General features: G+C 34.1%; 16 protein-coding genes and 1 pseudogene. 15 read left to right on the top strand and 2 right to left on the bottom strand.

Annotated features, from left to right (window positions below):
• Positions 1 to 244: 244 nt before the first annotated feature.
• Positions 245 to 967 carry a GntR family transcriptional regulator gene (locus F5ESL0259_RS06935; protein ID WP_158596012.1) on the bottom strand — a complete coding sequence of 241 codons (723 nt, stop codon included), beginning with the start codon at positions 965 to 967 and terminating at the stop codon, positions 245 to 247.
• 287 nt (positions 968 to 1,254) lie between these two features.
• On the opposite strand from F5ESL0259_RS06935, the gene F5ESL0259_RS06930 reads away from it, so the two are divergent.
• Genes F5ESL0259_RS06930 through F5ESL0259_RS06905 form a run of 6 tightly spaced genes read left to right on the top strand, consistent with a single transcriptional unit; the run spans position 1,255 to position 5,482 of the window.
• Positions 1,255 to 1,656, top strand: coding sequence for a PTS sugar transporter subunit IIA (locus F5ESL0259_RS06930; protein WP_122037934.1), 402 nt, complete (start codon positions 1,255 to 1,257; stop codon positions 1,654 to 1,656).
• Complete coding sequence (locus F5ESL0259_RS06925) at positions 1,656 to 2,138, top strand: PTS sugar transporter subunit IIB (RefSeq protein ID WP_122037933.1); 483 nt, start codon at positions 1,656 to 1,658, stop codon at positions 2,136 to 2,138. Before F5ESL0259_RS06930 ends, F5ESL0259_RS06925 begins: the two co-directional genes overlap by 1 nt.
• A gap of 24 nt (positions 2,139 to 2,162) precedes the next feature.
• Positions 2,163 to 2,909 carry a PTS sugar transporter subunit IIC gene (locus F5ESL0259_RS06920; protein WP_122037932.1) on the top strand — a complete coding sequence of 249 codons (747 nt, stop codon included), beginning with the start codon at positions 2,163 to 2,165 and terminating at the stop codon, positions 2,907 to 2,909.
• Complete coding sequence (locus F5ESL0259_RS06915; RefSeq protein WP_122026412.1) at positions 2,909 to 3,739, top strand: PTS system mannose/fructose/sorbose family transporter subunit IID; 831 nt, start codon at positions 2,909 to 2,911, stop codon at positions 3,737 to 3,739. Before F5ESL0259_RS06920 ends, F5ESL0259_RS06915 begins: the two co-directional genes overlap by 1 nt.
• Before the next feature lie 11 nt (positions 3,740 to 3,750).
• Positions 3,751 to 4,347, top strand: coding sequence for a hypothetical protein (locus F5ESL0259_RS06910; RefSeq protein WP_122037931.1), 597 nt, complete (start codon positions 3,751 to 3,753; stop codon positions 4,345 to 4,347).
• Positions 4,348 to 4,384: 37 nt separating this feature from the next.
• Positions 4,385 to 5,482, top strand: a complete 1,098-nt coding sequence (locus tag F5ESL0259_RS06905; protein ID WP_122037930.1) for an SIS domain-containing protein — start codon at positions 4,385 to 4,387, stop codon at positions 5,480 to 5,482.
• A 166-nt stretch (positions 5,483 to 5,648) separates the two neighbouring features.
• Here F5ESL0259_RS06905 and F5ESL0259_RS06900 read toward each other — a convergent pair whose 3' ends face one another.
• Complete coding sequence (locus tag F5ESL0259_RS06900; RefSeq protein ID WP_122037929.1) at positions 5,649 to 7,007, bottom strand: HD domain-containing protein; 1,359 nt, start codon at positions 7,005 to 7,007, stop codon at positions 5,649 to 5,651.
• A 197-nt stretch (positions 7,008 to 7,204) separates the two neighbouring features.
• Between F5ESL0259_RS06900 and F5ESL0259_RS06895 the strand changes: the two genes are divergently transcribed.
• From F5ESL0259_RS06895 to F5ESL0259_RS06860, 9 genes and pseudogenes are all read left to right on the top strand, one after another.
• Positions 7,205 to 8,035, top strand: coding sequence for a helix-turn-helix domain-containing protein (locus tag F5ESL0259_RS06895; protein WP_158596010.1), 831 nt, complete (start codon positions 7,205 to 7,207; stop codon positions 8,033 to 8,035).
• A gap of 536 nt (positions 8,036 to 8,571) precedes the next feature.
• A pseudogene (locus tag F5ESL0259_RS09015) lies at positions 8,572 to 9,408 on the top strand (ABC transporter transmembrane domain-containing protein); the annotation flags it as partial.
• Positions 9,409 to 9,444: 36 nt separating this feature from the next.
• Positions 9,445 to 10,176, top strand: coding sequence for an ATP-binding cassette domain-containing protein (locus tag F5ESL0259_RS09010; protein ID WP_233558052.1), 732 nt, complete (start codon positions 9,445 to 9,447; stop codon positions 10,174 to 10,176).
• Positions 10,177 to 10,307: 131 nt separating this feature from the next.
• Positions 10,308 to 11,498, top strand: coding sequence for an MFS transporter (locus F5ESL0259_RS06885; protein WP_122037927.1), 1,191 nt, complete (start codon positions 10,308 to 10,310; stop codon positions 11,496 to 11,498).
• A gap of 112 nt (positions 11,499 to 11,610) precedes the next feature.
• Positions 11,611 to 12,015 (top strand): DUF1934 domain-containing protein, encoded by a 405-nt coding sequence (locus F5ESL0259_RS06880; protein WP_122037926.1) that lies wholly within the window; start codon positions 11,611 to 11,613, stop codon positions 12,013 to 12,015.
• 47 nt (positions 12,016 to 12,062) lie between these two features.
• Positions 12,063 to 12,617, top strand: coding sequence for a DNA-directed RNA polymerase subunit delta (gene rpoE / locus F5ESL0259_RS06875; protein WP_046325417.1), 555 nt, complete (start codon positions 12,063 to 12,065; stop codon positions 12,615 to 12,617).
• A gap of 126 nt (positions 12,618 to 12,743) precedes the next feature.
• Positions 12,744 to 14,363, top strand: coding sequence for a CTP synthase (locus tag F5ESL0259_RS06870; protein ID WP_122026405.1), 1,620 nt, complete (start codon positions 12,744 to 12,746; stop codon positions 14,361 to 14,363).
• A 129-nt stretch (positions 14,364 to 14,492) separates the two neighbouring features.
• Positions 14,493 to 15,767: a UDP-N-acetylglucosamine 1-carboxyvinyltransferase gene (locus F5ESL0259_RS06865; RefSeq protein WP_122037925.1), complete on the top strand. Its 1,275-nt coding sequence runs from the start codon at positions 14,493 to 14,495 to the stop codon at positions 15,765 to 15,767.
• 160 nt (positions 15,768 to 15,927) lie between these two features.
• Positions 15,928 to 16,554 carry a hypothetical protein gene (locus F5ESL0259_RS06860; protein WP_122037924.1) on the top strand — a complete coding sequence of 209 codons (627 nt, stop codon included), beginning with the start codon at positions 15,928 to 15,930 and terminating at the stop codon, positions 16,552 to 16,554.
• The last annotated feature ends 13 nt before the right edge of the window (positions 16,555 to 16,567 follow it).

The raw sequence follows: 16,567 nt of genomic DNA, 5'->3' as shown, positions 1-16,567 counted from the left end.
GCCACTCCTTAGATAGATTAATTCGGAATTAATTGAAAACATTTAGTTATATTTAAAGTAATTTTATCAAATTTATTTTGATATAGATGTGACGTGTTGATAAATTATTAAAAAAATTACTTCTTTATAATGCAAAATTTATTATATCATGATTGAAAAAACTAGTGTGTCAATAAGTTAGCCAATGAACAACTTGTGTATTGTTAAAAAAGCCTTATTTCGTTTTAAAAGCGAGATAAGGCTTTTAATTGTTTGAGCCATTAAATCTATATGTATATAAGTCAGGGTTATAGTATGAAACAAATACTCCTAGAGGTACCCGCTTACCAGATATGGAAACTGTATCAACGTTAGCTAAAGTTTTTAAAAGAAAGTCAACACTCAAATGTAATAAGCTTTGTTGCTCTTTTGTTGCTCTAACTGCGTTAATTTCAGCATAGTTCTCAATTAGTGGTAACTTACATTTTTTCAAATATTGGTATAAAGACTTGTTCAAAAGAGCCAAATCAATATTTTGCATTATATCGAAATTTAAATATTCTTCATTAATAGCTATAGGCTGATTATTACCTGTTCTAAGTCTTTTTAAATAATGAAATTTACTGGGCATAATTGAGGAATTAGAAAAGCTGACATATGTAGGAATGGCCTTGGATTCTAGTAAATTATATGAAAGCAGCGTTGAGCCCGGTGTCATACGTTGGCGTTTGATAATATCACTGAAACTAACAGTTTCGTTTAGCGATCGCACAATGCTTTTTTCTTTTACAAATGTTCCCCGGCCAGCAATCCTGGTTACATAACCTTGCTTTTCCAAGTCTTTAAGAGCCTTGTTTACAGTCATCCTGCTAAAACCGTTTTGCTGACTAATTTTTACTTCCGGTGGCAATCTGTCGCCTGCTTTAAGAGAACCACTATTTATTTTTTTGATAAAAAAATCTTCAATTTTTAGATATTTTGCCTTCAATTTTTTGTCCTTCATATTGTGATAAAAATCATTTCTTTACTATATATTATAGTTAAATAGTCAGTTTTTAAGCAAATAACTTTTTCATTTAAAAAATGTATAGACAAACATAAATTACTTTTAATATAGGCTAATTTTAATTGTTTAAATACTTATAAAATATGGATTAAACTAACTAATAAGTAAAAAATAGCTTGATAAATTGTATATACAGTAATAAAATTAACTTAGTTTTAATGTTAGCGCTAATATTTTAATTTCATTTTCGAAAGAAGGGAAGCGCATATATGAGCCAATTTATTATTGCGACGCATAGCTATTTAGCAGATGGATATAAACACTCAATTAAATTTTTTAATACTGAAGTTAAAAATATCCATTTTATAAATGCCTATACAGAAGAAAAAAATAATTTTGTTGAAGAACTAGAAAAACTATTAAACGAATTTGAAGATGAACAAGTAATTATTTTAACTGATTTGCCTGGAGGTAGTGTTAACAAAGAATCCACAGGTTTGATAAAGAAGTATAACTGCAATGTTATTAGCGGTATTAATTTGTCTTTAGTTTTAGAACTTGTGTTAAGTTCCGATGAAGTCCTTACAGACGAAACAATACGTTCGGCAGTAGAACAGGCTCGTTCACAAATTGTATTTATGAATGATTTGTTAAAAGGGGATGATTTGTAATGATCAGTCTTTTAAGAGCAGATGATCGTTTAGTTCACGGATTGGTTGCAGTTTCATGGACCAACCAGTTACACCCAGATATTTTATTGGTTGCTAATGATCATGCTGCAAATGATGCAATGACAAAAATGACAATGAAGCTGGCTAAACCGGCTGGGGTAATTTTGGGAATTAAAGATTTGTCATCTGCTGCAAAAATATTAAATAATCCAAAGTATGCGCATAAAAAAATTTTTGTGGTAACTATTAATGTTAAAGACGCTTTAACACTGAAACAAAGCGTTAAGGGTATAAACAAGGTAAATGTGGGAACAGCTGGAATTCATTACAAGGATGGGGTATCTGTTTTACCACAAGTAAAAATGACCAAAGACGAGTTTAATTGTGCAAGTCAACTAAATAATTTAGGAGTAGAAGTATTTGCTCAAGTAAATCCCACAGCAGAAAGTCTCAACTTTGCAGGGATAGCGAAGGCTTTTTAATCAATAATAAAAAGGAGATAAGTTATGTTACAAGCATTCTTAGTAGCATTGGTTGGCGCTGGGGTGTTCATGGAAAGCCCACTTCTGGGACAGCACATGCTCGCCAGACCAATAATTATTTCACCATTAGTTGGTTTAGTAATGGGTGATTTGAAAACTGGTTTAATGTTGGGCGGAGAATTGGAACTCGTTTGGATGGGTTTAGTTGGTATAGGAACAACTACTCCTCCCGACGTAGTTGTAGGTTCTGCTTTAGCAACAGCACTTGCCATAAAAACTGGAGCAAGTTGGCAAACAACATTAACTCTTGCTATTCCAATAGCATTGGTTGCCCAAATGATCAGTCTAGTTGTCAATAGCTTTGATGCTATTTTTACCCATTATGCTGACAGACAAATAGAAAAGAAAAATTGGAAAGGTATTGCAATCGGTCAGTGGACGGCTTCGGTAGTAGTATTTTTCTCAAAATTCATTCCTATTATGATTGGCTATCTTGTTGGGGCACCAGTTATTAAGATTATTGTTCAAGCTATACCGACAGTCATTAAAGATGGTTTAGCACAGTCAGGCAATCTGCTACCAGCTTTAGGTATAGCAATGCTCATGCAATTAACCTACGATAAAAAATACGCCCCATTTCTTTTCTTGGGATTTGCTCTTGTAGCATTTCTAAAAGTATCAATGATAGGAGTAGCTGTTTTTGGCTTAATAATTGCTTATATTTATTACCAATTTAAGCCTAACGATCAAAGTGAGGAGGACTTGTTATAATGACAGACTCAGTCGCAAATAATAAAAGGAAGCAACTTACAAAAAAAGATTTACGGAGTGTTATGTGGCGTCATTATCAACTCTTAGGTGCCTTCAATTATGAGCGTCAAATGTCCCTTGGATATGCATGGGCTATGACTCCAGTTTTGAAAAGGCTATATGGTGATAATGATGAAGAATTGCAAAAGGGATTTAAGCGCCACCTCGAATTCTTTAACTGTGCAACATCAACATCGCCAATGATTTTAGGTATTAGTTGTGCAATGGAGGAGCAAAATGCTAATTCAGAAGATTTTGATGCTAGTTCAATCAACTCAGTAAAAACTGCTTTGATGGGCCCGCTAGCCGGAATTGGTGATTCAATGTTCTGGGGTACTTTAAGGGTCATTGGTGTTGGCGTTGGTGCACCTCTTGCAGTAAAAGGAAGTATCTTAGGGCCGATTCTTTACTTTTTAATTAATGTTATCCCAAGTGAATTACTTCGTTGGTTTGGCTTTAAATTAGCTTATGAAGGCGGTAATAAATTTTTAGCAGAAGCCAGTGAGAGTGGAACTTTACAAAAATTGACGGAAGCGGCAAAAATTCTTGGCTTAGTTGTAGTCGGGGCGATGATTGCTTCAATGGTGATTATTAAGGTGCCACTGATAATGAAGTTTGGAGGAACTAAAGTCAGTCTGCAAAAAACATTAGACTCCCTGATGCCTAATTTACTGCCATTATTATTAACTTTTGGCTGCTATGGATTATTACAGAAAAAGGTTAACGGCACTGTAATCTTGATAGGATTAATTATACTGGGAATTTTAGCAGTAGCAGTTGGTTTGCTTTAAAGGGATAAATTATGAAATCTGTACTAATGATTTTATTTCTTATTTTGGCCTTTTTATTTAGTTGGTTAGCGGAAGCAAAATCAAAAAAGAAACTTTTTACCAATCTTTTGGCATGCGAGAAGAAAGGCGATAGCAAAAATTATTTTAAGCTTCTTGAGGAGCCTGTTGCCAAGATCTGTTTATCTGCAAGTTCACGTTTATTATTGCAGTTAGACTTTTATTTAACCTATGGGGATGTGAATAAGGTAAAGAAACTTATTACGAAAATTACGAAAAAACCTGCAGACTTGTCAAAAGACCAAAATTTATTAATTAGGCTAATGCGCAGCTATATTCTTTTTTTAGATAAAAATGATAATCAAGAAGCTTTAAAACTTGAAGATTATTTAAGAAAAAATTGTAAGAAAACTCAGATACAAAAGGAAATTGAACAGCTACATCAGGTATATTTGGCACCAAATCAAAATTTATTAACTGAACTAAGTAAACAATTAAAGACAGCAGAAAAGCCACAGCAAAAGTTGATCATTTATGATCGTCTAACTAAAGTAAGTGAATCATTAGGATTAAAAAAAACAAGCAAAAGAATATTTAACGCAAATGCGTAAAATTGCACAAAAAACAATTAAAATGGAGGAGTTTTAAATGGCAAAATTAACAATGATGGGACATATTGAAGATACGGCAAGAGTTTTGCAGAGAGCAATTGATGAAAGAAAAGATTATGGTCAGGAATTTATTGATTTTTGGCAAAATAATGATTTTAAAAAAGTTATTTTTACAGGGTCTGGAACTTCTTACAATGCTATGCGCGTGATTCGTAATATGTTTGTCAAATTACTGAATATCGAAGGTGTAGCGATTGAGCCCACAGTTTTCACGTATTCTGAAAGTATTAATCCAAGCAGTTGCTTTAGAAATGATCAGGTTTTAGTGATAGGCCTTTCGCAACATGGAGATAGCATTTCTACATGTGATGCCTTAAAAAGAGCAAAGGATGAAGGATTTGCTACTGTAGGAATTTCTGAGGAACAAAACACTGCGATTACTAAAATTGCTGATCATTATGTCCATCTTGTATGTGAAGAAGAACAAATCGGGCCTGAAACACGTGGTTATACTGAAACCTTGCTGCAATTTTATCTGTTAGCTGTTGAAGCAGCACATCAAACTAAATTAATTGGTAAAGAAAAATATAACCAACTTATCAGTGATGCACAAAACTTGGTAAATGATTTTCCAACTGTAGTAAAAGAAAGTTCCGAATGGTATGAAAAGCAACAAGATGAGCTAGTTTCTATGAAAAAAGCTTCAATTGCAGGATATGGTTACAACTTTCCAACTGCTCTAGAGGGGAGGCTAAAGTTTTTTGAAACTTTTGGCAGGCCAACAACAGCGTATGAGCAAGAAGAACAACTTCACGGACCTATTCGTGCTTATGATGAAGATAATTTTATCTTCTTAATTGGAGGCAATAATGGCCCTGAATTCAAACGGATGATTGATATTGCAGGATATTATCGTCGTGCTTTCACAAAACATGTTTTTGTGATATCTTCTGCAAAGGCAACAGAAGACAAGAGAGATTTGAAATTCACTGTAAAAACTACAGACTTGCTTTCACCCATTTTTTATGTAGTACCATTTCAAGTTTTGTCAGCAAAACTTTCAGAGAAAGTGGGTATTGATACCAGTGTGAGTCCTGTAACCGACAGATCAATTTCTGGACATATGAACGGCTAAAACTTTATTTAGATATTATGTATCCAGAAAAAGCAAAATATTGAAACTACACCAAAGAAGGTAAACCACATTTAGTGATTTGCCTTCTTTTTGTCTTTGCTGCGAAAAAATAGTAATGAAATTTTTCACCTTTTTATTAAATTGGAAAAATAATTTTTGCAGATTTTTATTTTTTAGGCTTTCTGATATATCTTAACGCACCATTTTTAACGTAGCGCTGAAATTTTTGGTATAAAGGGTCAAAAATTTGGGGTTCATCACTATTTGACATCATGATTTTTGGGAAAAAGAAACGCTCATCACCTTGAAGTGTGCCATTTAGTGATCTTACAAGTGGGCTTAATTGTGACAATTCAATCAATTGTCCGTCATCCTGCATGATTTCAATTTGACTGTTGGCATTTTTGCCTGATGGCTTATAAGCATCGTATGGCTCGTCAAAAGCCGAATTGGTATCTGTATAATAGTTTGGATCAAAACCCGCTTGTTTAATCAAATCTTTCAGTTTGGGTAGTAAATTTTTGGTTTCCTGATCAATACAAATGCTGGCTAAGGGTTGTCTAAAAAGGTAACGTTTGGTTAGATCAGCTAGAATTGGGTCACTAATTTTAGTCCACATTGAAAAATTAGTTTCCATTACGCCATCATCTAGCTTCAAATAATCATCAAGCGTCCAGTCATTGGCTAAAAATTTGGCTAAACTTGGTGTTACTGGCAAATTACCCTGCTGGTAAATAATTTTTGCTCTTTCAAGTAAATGTTGTAAAATTACTTCCATTGAACGACCAACTCTATGAAAGTAAACTTGTTGATACATTTGATAACGGGAAACAATATAATCTTCAACAGCATGCATACCTGCCATTGTGAAGCAGATTCCCTCATTGTAGGGACGAATTTCCTGTAAAATTCTTGATAAATCGAATTTACCGTAGGTTACACCAGTAAAATAAGCGTCACGTTGCAAATAGTCCATTCTGTCAGCATCTGCCTGACTGGATATCATTTTTACCACCTGTGGATTAGGATAAGTTTTGGCAATAACGCTAGCTACAAGAGCTGGAAAATTGGGTGAAACAGATCTCAAAACCTGATTGATTTCGGTATTTGGATCAGTGATAATTTTTTGACCGATTTTTTCGTGATTTGTACCAAAAAGATGCTCGAAGGTATGTGAATAGGGGCCGTGACCAATATCATGCAGTAGTCCCGCACATTCAACAAGGAGTCTGTTGTTATCGTCCCAGAGACCATCACCTGAGCGTTGAGAAGGATATTTTTTGGCAAAAATATTACAAATTCTGCGTGTCAGTTCATAGACACCTAAATTATGTTCAAAGCGTGTATGAGTTGCACCAGGAAAAACATATGAGATTGGTCCGAGTTGCTTTATTCTCCGCATACGCTGAAATTCTTTGGTTTTTAAAATATCAAGTATTACCTGATCTTCAATATGGATGTATTCATGAACCGGATCTCTTAAAACTACTTCTTTTTTAAGTTTTTGGCTGTAGAAATTTGGCATATAGAATCCTCGAAAATTACTAGATTAGTCTTTAAAGGTTATTTGATACCTAAATTATAACAAACTTAAGCCTCTTAGTTTAATACAGTTGCCGTTAATATTATTTTTATTAAAATTAAATAATGAGTTTTGCCAGTTGTGGCAAAACTGTTCATAATTATAAAGGCACTAATATTATTAAATAGATGGGAGATCATATGAACTATATAGGCAACAAATTAAAAGCCTTACGTCAGGAATTAGGCTTAACTCAAACAGAAATGGCAGCTGGTGTAATTTCCGTTTCCTTTTATTCAAAGGTCGAGCGAGGCTTAAATGACATCGGTGTAAATGATTTTCTGGAAATTTTACACAAGCACAATGTTAAACCACAGAAATTTTTTAATGATTTTAAAGTCGAGAAAGACAATAGAAAATTAGTTTTATCGTTAATGAATAAATTTATTAAAGCTGCATACTCAGATAACGATAAAGTAATAAAAAAAATAATAAAGGAATTGCAACTGATCAAACCAAGAACAGCTTTTATTAAATTTTCTCTTTTACAGGCGAAACTAATTGATCAAACTAAAGATATAAATGCACTTAAAAAGCTGGATAAATCCCAAAAAAATAAAATAAAAAAAATAATTTTTCAAAAAGATACGGATGAAAATGAGTATCACCGTATTTCTTTAATTGGAAATATTATTCAAATATATAGTTTTGATGAGGCATCTTTTTTAGTAAATAGTATAATTAGACATTATCACAATGTTGATAAATTAGATAAAAAAATTATGATTGCACTAAGTGTGTTAATGATTAATTATATAGATTGGTGTTATAAGGAAAGAAAATATAGTCTATGTTCTGTGCCAATTAATTTTCTGAAAAGGTTACCTAATGACATTGAATTGGCTTTTGGTAAAATATTAGGCAGGTATTATGAAGATTTAATTACTAATAAAAAAGATGAAGCAAGTAATATTAGAGATATACTTAATAAATCTGGGTATGAGGCCAACGTTAAAAAAATGGTCAAATAATTTTTTCAAATATGAAAAAGCAAATTACAATATCTAATATAAGAGTTATTATATATTTATTTAAAAAATTAAAAACAATCTAGGGAGGAATACATTATGGATCTTTTAAGAAACGTAATTATTTATATAGCTGACATGTAAATTTAATATTCAGAATTGAACTTTATCAATTTGAATAGGGATCAATCGTCTTTAGAAATTAATTGACTTTTTCTAAAACGATTTAATTAAAGGCCAATAATATTATTTAATTTAACCATGTAGATTAATTAAGTACATAATTATTGGTCTTTTTTTAATAAAAAAGATAATTAAAACATAAATTTGAATAGTAACAACTATTTCAATAATAATTAGGACAAACAAGAAATAAACCAGTTTTTCAATCCAGACAGGGTTTCAAAAGTTTATTAACTTTCGGAGCCTTTTTATTTATTAAAATTTTTTACAAAAAATAATTTATTATTAAAAATTAATGGTAAAATGAAACAAAATTAGTTTTTAATTTTAAGATGATGTTCCTAAGGTAGAGTTTTATGAAAAATTTGTTTAAATACGTTAAACAAGAACCGGCAAAAGTAACTTTGGTAGTAATTCTCCAACTGATTTGCTCAGCTTTTCGGGTTCTTAATTCATTAATTAATGTTTTCATTTTAAATAGCTTAATTAAACTTGATTTTCAAGCATTTTTTAAATACATTTTGCTCAATATCTTATTGTTTTTGGTAATGACTGTATTCTTAATTAGTGAACAAGTATTGAGCGTAAAAACGGTGCAGTTTCTTAGCTTAAGGTTACGTCAGGATATTATTGAACACATAGAAGATTATTCGGTTTCCAGATTTGAAAAACATGATACTGGAGTTTACACATCATGGCTAACTAATGACATGAATTTAGTTGAAGAAAATGGTTTTACAAATTTATTCTCAATGGTACAAATTTTTGGTGATTCCATCTTTTCTCTAATTGCATTGATAAAATTTAATTGGACTTTTCTGCCTCTGGTAGCCATTTTGACCCTTTTTACTTTGGGATTACCTCAGCTTGTGTGAAAGAAAGTCGCCAGCAGCAACTTCACTACTAGTAAGGAAAATGAAAAAGTGGTTAATGTAATTAATGATTGCTTACAAGGGTTTGCTACTTATAATATTTTTACTGCAGAACAGCAAATAGAAAAGCGTATTACCGATGCTATAAAAAAATTAATTGGGGCGAAAGTACGACAAGCAAAGTATAGCTCATATAATGGCAGTATAGCTGGGGCCAGCAATGTTATCAGTCAAGTAGCTATTCAAGCTTGGACAGGTTTTCTGATTTTAGAAAAGCAGGTAACTATTGGGGTAATTAATTCATCTACTTCGCTTGCCTTTAATGTTTTTAATTCATTAGCGGTTATTGCACCGATATTGACTGAATTGCAGGCACTCAATCCGATTTTTAGCAAATATCAATTAGACGAACCACTTAAGTCTCATACTCAAGGCGGTAGTAAAATTGCTGACATTAATATTACAGCTAAAAATTTACAAATTGCTTATCATCCAGGTAAGCCAGTATTTAAAAAGTCACTCAACTTTACCATTCATGATGGTCAAAAAATTGCTGTTGATGGAGAATCAGGTAGTGGTAAGAGTACGCTATTAAAAATTTTAGCTGGTAGGTTGACCGATTACACAGGTGATCTTCAATTAGACCAAACTGAGATTAAAAACATTGATAATAATGCATTACGGTCTAACATTGTTTACATTGATCAAACAGCATATCTTTTCAATACTACTGTGCGCTATAATTTGGAACTTGGCCAGCATTTTACTGACGAAGAAATAAAATCTGCATTGGAAAAGGCTGATTTATGGGAATTTGTCAGCACTTTGCCGCAAAAATTAGATACCCCAGTTGGCGAAGGTGGCGCTAGTTTATCTGGTGGGCAAAAGCAACGTTTGGCTTTAGCTCGAGGATTATTACGTAACCGTAAGTTATTCTTATTGGATGAATCGACTAGCAGCTTAGATAAAGCAGGAGCTATCAAAGTTGAAAATGACTTTTTAAATCAACCTAAGATTACTGTTGTGTTTGTTAGTCATCAGTTACATGAAGAAAATAAAGATAAGTTTGACCAAATCATAACTGTTTAACTTATTAAAAGTAACTCTTTTGTAAATCTAACATAAAACGACTCGGAACCATTTAAAAACAAGCGATTATTTATTTTAAGCACTTAATATAAAACGATATCATTAACAAGCTAAGCTTTAGAGGAAAAATCATGTTAGAAAAAAGACCGTACTTACTTTCCCGATTAGTCAGTGGTTTAGGCAACTCACTTTTTGGTATGGTATTTATTTGGTGGATCCAAATACAATCTAAGAGTTCATCTGTTGTTGGTATTACCAATGCCATTTTTACAATAACTGCAGCCCTTTCTATTTTTTATGGGCCATTCATTGACAATCATTCTTTCAAAAAAACCAGTATTTATTCAATGGTGATCCAAGTAGTCCTACTTTTTATGTTAACAGCTGCAATGATTTACTTTAGTAAATATTACGCTTTTGCCATTATTATTGCCGGGCTTCTGTCCATTTGTGATGAGTTTTTTGGTCCTGCTGATCGGGCTATTTTAAAAGAATCTGTGTTAGACGAAAGCGAAATGACCAGTATCATTTCCCAGATTAATATTGTTGATCAGCTAGTCAATGTTGGTGGTACTGCACTTTCTGGCGCATTACTGGCCTTTTTGACAAGTGGAGATATTATTTTAGCTTGTTCATGCTTAAGCTTGCTGGGACTTTTATTACTAATTAGAGCTCTAAGAAATATTCCTGTTCATAATGTAGTTAAAGAAAAAGAGAATAAAGATGAAGGCTTAACAAAATATTGGCAAAAAATTCTCAACGGTTACCGCTACATAAAGGGAAACAGCTTTTTGTTTCATTATCTTTGGTCCAGCGTACTATATTCATTTGCACAACCTGCACTGATCTTGATTTTGCCTCGTATAGCCGCAAAGGCAGGCCAACCGGCACTTTATAGCACATTTTACATTTGTATACTGGTAGGAATAATTCTTGGTGCTGTCATAGGTGGCAAAATGAAAGCCAAAATTAAAACAATTGGTTGGGCCTGGATTATTAGCGCTATACCTATCATTATTATGCTCTTTTTCTTAAAGAATATGGTTATGCTTTGTATCCTGCTTTTCCTGTTTGGCCCTGCAACCAGTATTCATAATGTCCTTGAAGAATCTATTATTCAAACTTCGACCTCTGATAATTACTTAGGACGAGTTTTGACGACTATCAGGACGTTTGCCAATATTGGTGGACCGATTTCGTCAGTTGTTGCCGGAGTAATTCTTGATCATCTTGGTGAAAAATTTATTGTTGTTATTAGTACAAGCCTAATTATAATTGGTGGTATTAATATTTTGCTGTCAGCACCTAAAAAAACTAATTAGTGGTGTTAAAAAATAATTTGTTTTATAATATTTTCTGCTAAAATTAAGAAGGATGTTAAATTATATTAGCTAATCGTGATGGTTGGCTTTTTTATTACAAAGAATCAGATAGATGACTAAAGTAAAAATTGATTTTACTAGTAGAATAACTCAAGGAAAAGAAAGCGAAACTTTTACTAAAAAATGCCAAGGAGAACTAATTGAATCAGGTGAAACTACTAGAGTTTCATACTTGGAAGATGGCAAAGTACCGGTTAAAATACTGATTAGAGAAAATAATGTGATTATTAGGCGTGGCAGTGACCAGAATAATTACTCGCAGTTACATTTTATAGTTGGCGAACGTAAAGATTGTCGCTATGTGGCACAAGGCTATCAAATGGATCTGCAAAGTACAACTGAATTTATTAAATTTTTTTCTAAAAATAATAATTCCCGTGAACTTCAGATTGAATATAACCTTTACAGTGGTCTATACTTAATAGGTAATTATACCGTCACATTGATTTTTACATGAACGCCTAGTAAAATAAGAAAGACTGTTTAAAAGAGAGGAATACAATTGTGGGATTAAACGACTTTAAAGACAAAAATCGCAATGAATTATCAATGATTGAAGTTGCTCGCGCAATTTTAGAAGATAACAATAAGAGAATGGCTTTTGCAGATATTGTTAACGCTGTGCAAAAGTACTTAGGTGTGAGCGATGAAGAAATAAGGGAACGTTTGCCCCAATTCTATACTGACATGAACACCGATGGTGAATTTATTTCAATGGGTGAAAATGTGTGGGCTCTTCGTTCATGGTTCCCATATGAATCTGTAGATGAAGAGGTTAACCATCCTGAAGATGAGGATGAAGAAGATACTCGGACTCACCATAAGAAAGTTAATGCCTTTTTGGCAAGTGCTACTGGCAGCGATGATATTATTGATTACGACAATGATGATCCAGAAGATGAAGACTTGGATGCCACTGCTGATGATGAGCCTGATGACTTTGATGATGACGATGATTATGTCAATACTGATGATGACGATGACGAAGACTTACCAGATGGTATTGAAGGTCAGTTATCAGAATTAAACGATGATGACGACGAAGATGACAATGAATAATTTTCTTGACTTTGCGTCCTAAAATAGATAGTATTTTATTTGGGCACGTTATGTGCGTTTAAGCTCCCGTGAGGGAGCTTTTTTATTTTTTGATTATTCTTATTTTTTGCAAAGGAGTTTGGGCTAATGACAAAATATATCTTCGTTACTGGCGGTGTTGTTTCTTCATTGGGTAAGGGAATTACCGCTTCTAGCTTAGGTCGATTATTAAAAAACCGCGGTTTAAAGGTGACAATGCAAAAGTTTGATCCCTACATTAACATTGACCCCGGAACAATGAATCCTTATCAACACGGGGAAGTGTTTGTCACTGATGATGGTACTGAGGCGGACCTTGATTTAGGACACTATGAAAGAATTGTTGACGTACGTACCAGCAAATATTCCAATGTTACTACCGGTAAAATTTATAAAGAAGTACTGGAAAAAGAGCGGCGCGGGGACTATCACGGTGCTACTGTTCAGGTCATTCCCCATATTACAGACATGATTAAGCAAAAAATTATGCGTGCAGGTCTGACCACTGATTCAGACGTTGTTATTTCAGAAATTGGCGGTACTGTTGGCGATATTGAATCTACTCCTTTTATGGAAGCTATCAGACAGATGCGCCGTGAAGTAGGTGAAGAAAATGTAATGTACATTCATTGTACGTTAGTACCTTATTTACACGCGGCACAAGAAATGAAAACTAAGCCTACCCAACACTCTGTCGCTGAATTGCGCAGTATTGGTATTCAGCCTAATATGCTGGTTTTACGTGCTGAAATGCCAATTGATCAGGAGCATAAGGATAAAATTTCCAATTTCACTGATGTGCCAGTTGATCGTATTATTGAATCAATTAATGCACCATCACTTTTTGACTTGCCATTAGCTTTTCAAAAGCAGGGAATGGATCAAAAGGTCTGTGATTTTCTCCATATCAAGAGTCCTAAGGATGAAGCAGATATGGCTGAATGGCAAAGGCTTGATGAACGGGTTAAAAATTTACAACACACTACCACGATTACTCTTGTTGGTAAGTATGTTGAACTTGAGGATGCCTACATTTCTGTTACTGATGCGTTAAAGCATGCAGGTTACGCCTATAATACTGATGTTAAAATTAATAAGGTGCAGGCAGAAGATGTGACCGAAGATAACATTGCCGACTTTATGAAAGGCTCTGATGGTTTAATCGTTCCTGGTGGTTTTGGTTCACGCGGTTTTGAGGGAATGATTACCGCAATTAAGTATGCCCGTGAAAATGATATTCCGTTTTTAGGAGTTTGCCTGGGGATGCAAATGGCGACTGTCGAATTTGCGCGTGACGTTTTAGGATATAAGGATGCTAATACCACCGAAGCAGATCCTAAGACTAAGCATAATGTAATTGACATTATGGCTGATAAGCGTGACGAAGAAAATATTGGCGGAACCTTGCGTTTAGGTCTTTACCCAGCTACCTTGAAGAAGGGAACAAAGACTGCTGCTGCATATGATAATCAAGATGTCATTCAGGAGCGTCACCGTCACCGTTACGAGTTCAATAATGAATATCGTGAAGCATTTGAAAAAGCAGGAATGACTTTTGCCGGAGTATCACCAGATAACCACTTAGTTGAAATTATTGAATTAACTAAAAACAAATTCTTCATTGCTGCACAATATCACCCTGAATTTTTGAGTAGACCGCAAAGGCCGGAAGGATTGTATAAAGCATTTATAGGTGCTGCATGTGGTCTTCCTGAAGAAAAGCTTTAATTGGCAAAGTTGAATAATACAAAAACCAGATTTTTGGGTGAGGGAAGGCAAAGGTCTTCTCTTGTTTTTTCTGTTAAATTCCTATAACATTATTATGACTAAACGAAATAGAAAAGGATTTTTTCGCCAATGAAGCAAATGATAATTCATGGTGGAAAGCCCCTGCAGGGTGATGTCTGGATTGGTGGTGCCAAAAATTCAACGGTCGCATTAATTCCAGCATCTATATTGTCGCGTACACCAGTAACTTTGGAAGGTGTTCCAAAGATTGCAGATGTTGACAACTTAATGGATCTGCTCAGTGAAATGGATGTTGTGAGTGATTTTCACAATACAACATTGCGTATCAATCCAGAACACATTAAGATGAGCCCATTGCCAAGTGGTAAAATCAAGAGTTTGCGTGCATCTTATTATTTTATGGGTGCCCTTCTTGGTCGTTTTGGTAAGGCTGTTGTGGGCTTCCCAGGTGGAGATGATATTGGTCCCCGCCCCATTGACCAACATATTAAGGGATTTGAAGCCTTAGGCGCATGTGTAAAAAATGAGAATGATCAAATAAAAATTACTTCCCCTGCAGAAGGGCTCCATGGTGCTACTATTCATTTAGCAATGCCTTCTGTAGGCGCAACAATGAATATAATTATGGCATCAGTAACCGCTAAGGGACAAACTATTATTGATAATGCTGCTAAAGAGCCTGAAATAATTGACTTGGCTACGTTTTTAAATAATATGGGCGCAGTTATCAGGGGTGCCGGAACGGATTCGATTAGGATTGAAGGAGTTAAGCAGCTGCAAGCTAAAACGCCACACACTATAATTCCTGATCGAATTGAAGCAGGCACTTATATTTCTCTTGCCGGTTGCATTGGCAATGGCATCTGCATTCATAATATTATTGAGGAACACCTTGATTCCTATTTAGCCAAGGTGGAAGAAATGGGTGTAGTAATTGATGCAACTGAAGATTCCCTTTATGTTTATCCTGCTGGCGATTTAAAAATGACACAAATTCGCACGTCTTCTTATCCAGGATTTGCGACAGATTTGCAGCAGCCGGTGACTCCGCTTCTGCTTTCTGCCAAGTCCGGTGAAGGCGTGATTATTGACCAGATCTATCCTAAAAGAATCGGTCACATTGAGCAGTTGCGTAAAATGGGTGCGGACATTAAAGTGGAAGATAATATTATTTTGATTCATCCAACTGCTAAACTTCATGGTACGAATGTTTCAGCTGGTGAAATTCGTGCAGGAGCCTGCTTAATGATAGCTGGTTTGATGGCAGATGGCGAGACTGTAATTGACAATGCTGATAATATTCTCCGTGGTTATGATCGCGTGCAAGAAAAACTCCGGCTACTTGGTGCGGATGTAAAAATCCAGGATGCACCTAATGAATAATTTAATAGTAACTGAATAATAATTGAGTGGGCTAATCATAATGATTAGCCTTTTTGTTTATATTTTAAAATTATAAAAAGTACTTTATTGTTTCTTTTGTAATAAGAACGTAATATAATTACATTATTATTACTAAAAGATGAAATAATGAGGTATAAAAATGAAAAAGGACTTTCATAAATTTTCTAAAACTGTCATAGCTGCGGCTTTGCTAAGCCTTCCTGTTGGAGCAGTTTTTTCTGTAAACAATGTTGGAGCAAAAACTGTTACAAGCGCAGAAAAACTCTTTCACTATTCTAAAAAGACTTTGTCCAAAAAGTTTGCTAAGGCCGGTTATGTTTTTAAACTAACTGATGCCACAAAGGGAGCCTTATATAAGTCTACTGGTAAACCCTATAGTACTAAAGTCATTAAAAAGATTGTAAAGAACAATACACTTTTTAAAGTTAAAAAAGTTACGCCAATTCATAATGGCATGTTTGTGGATTTAGTTTCAAAAGATGGTAAATATAAGGGTTCTACTACATATCTAACTGGTATATATAACAAAAATACAGAAGATGAAAAGCTGAAACCTTTGGTGCAGGCAGAGCTGGATGTTATGACAGCTAGAGATAATAATAAGCCAACTGCAGAACTATTAGCTAAAGCTGAAACATTAGCTAATGAATTGACAGGACACGAAAAGAAAATCGCACTGACATCTATCAAAGAACTAAAAGAATTCGTTAAGTATGGGACTATGGGAGAAATACCAGTGCTATTAATTGGAAAGTATCCTGATTAATTAAAGGAATAGA

The organism is Lactobacillus sp. ESL0259 (genome assembly GCF_003693045.1).
Classification (GTDB): Bacteria; Bacillota; Bacilli; order Lactobacillales; family Lactobacillaceae; genus Lactobacillus; species Lactobacillus melliventris.
The sequence above is the reverse complement of the archived record's forward strand: the minus strand, read 5'-3'. Positions and strand labels throughout refer to the sequence as shown.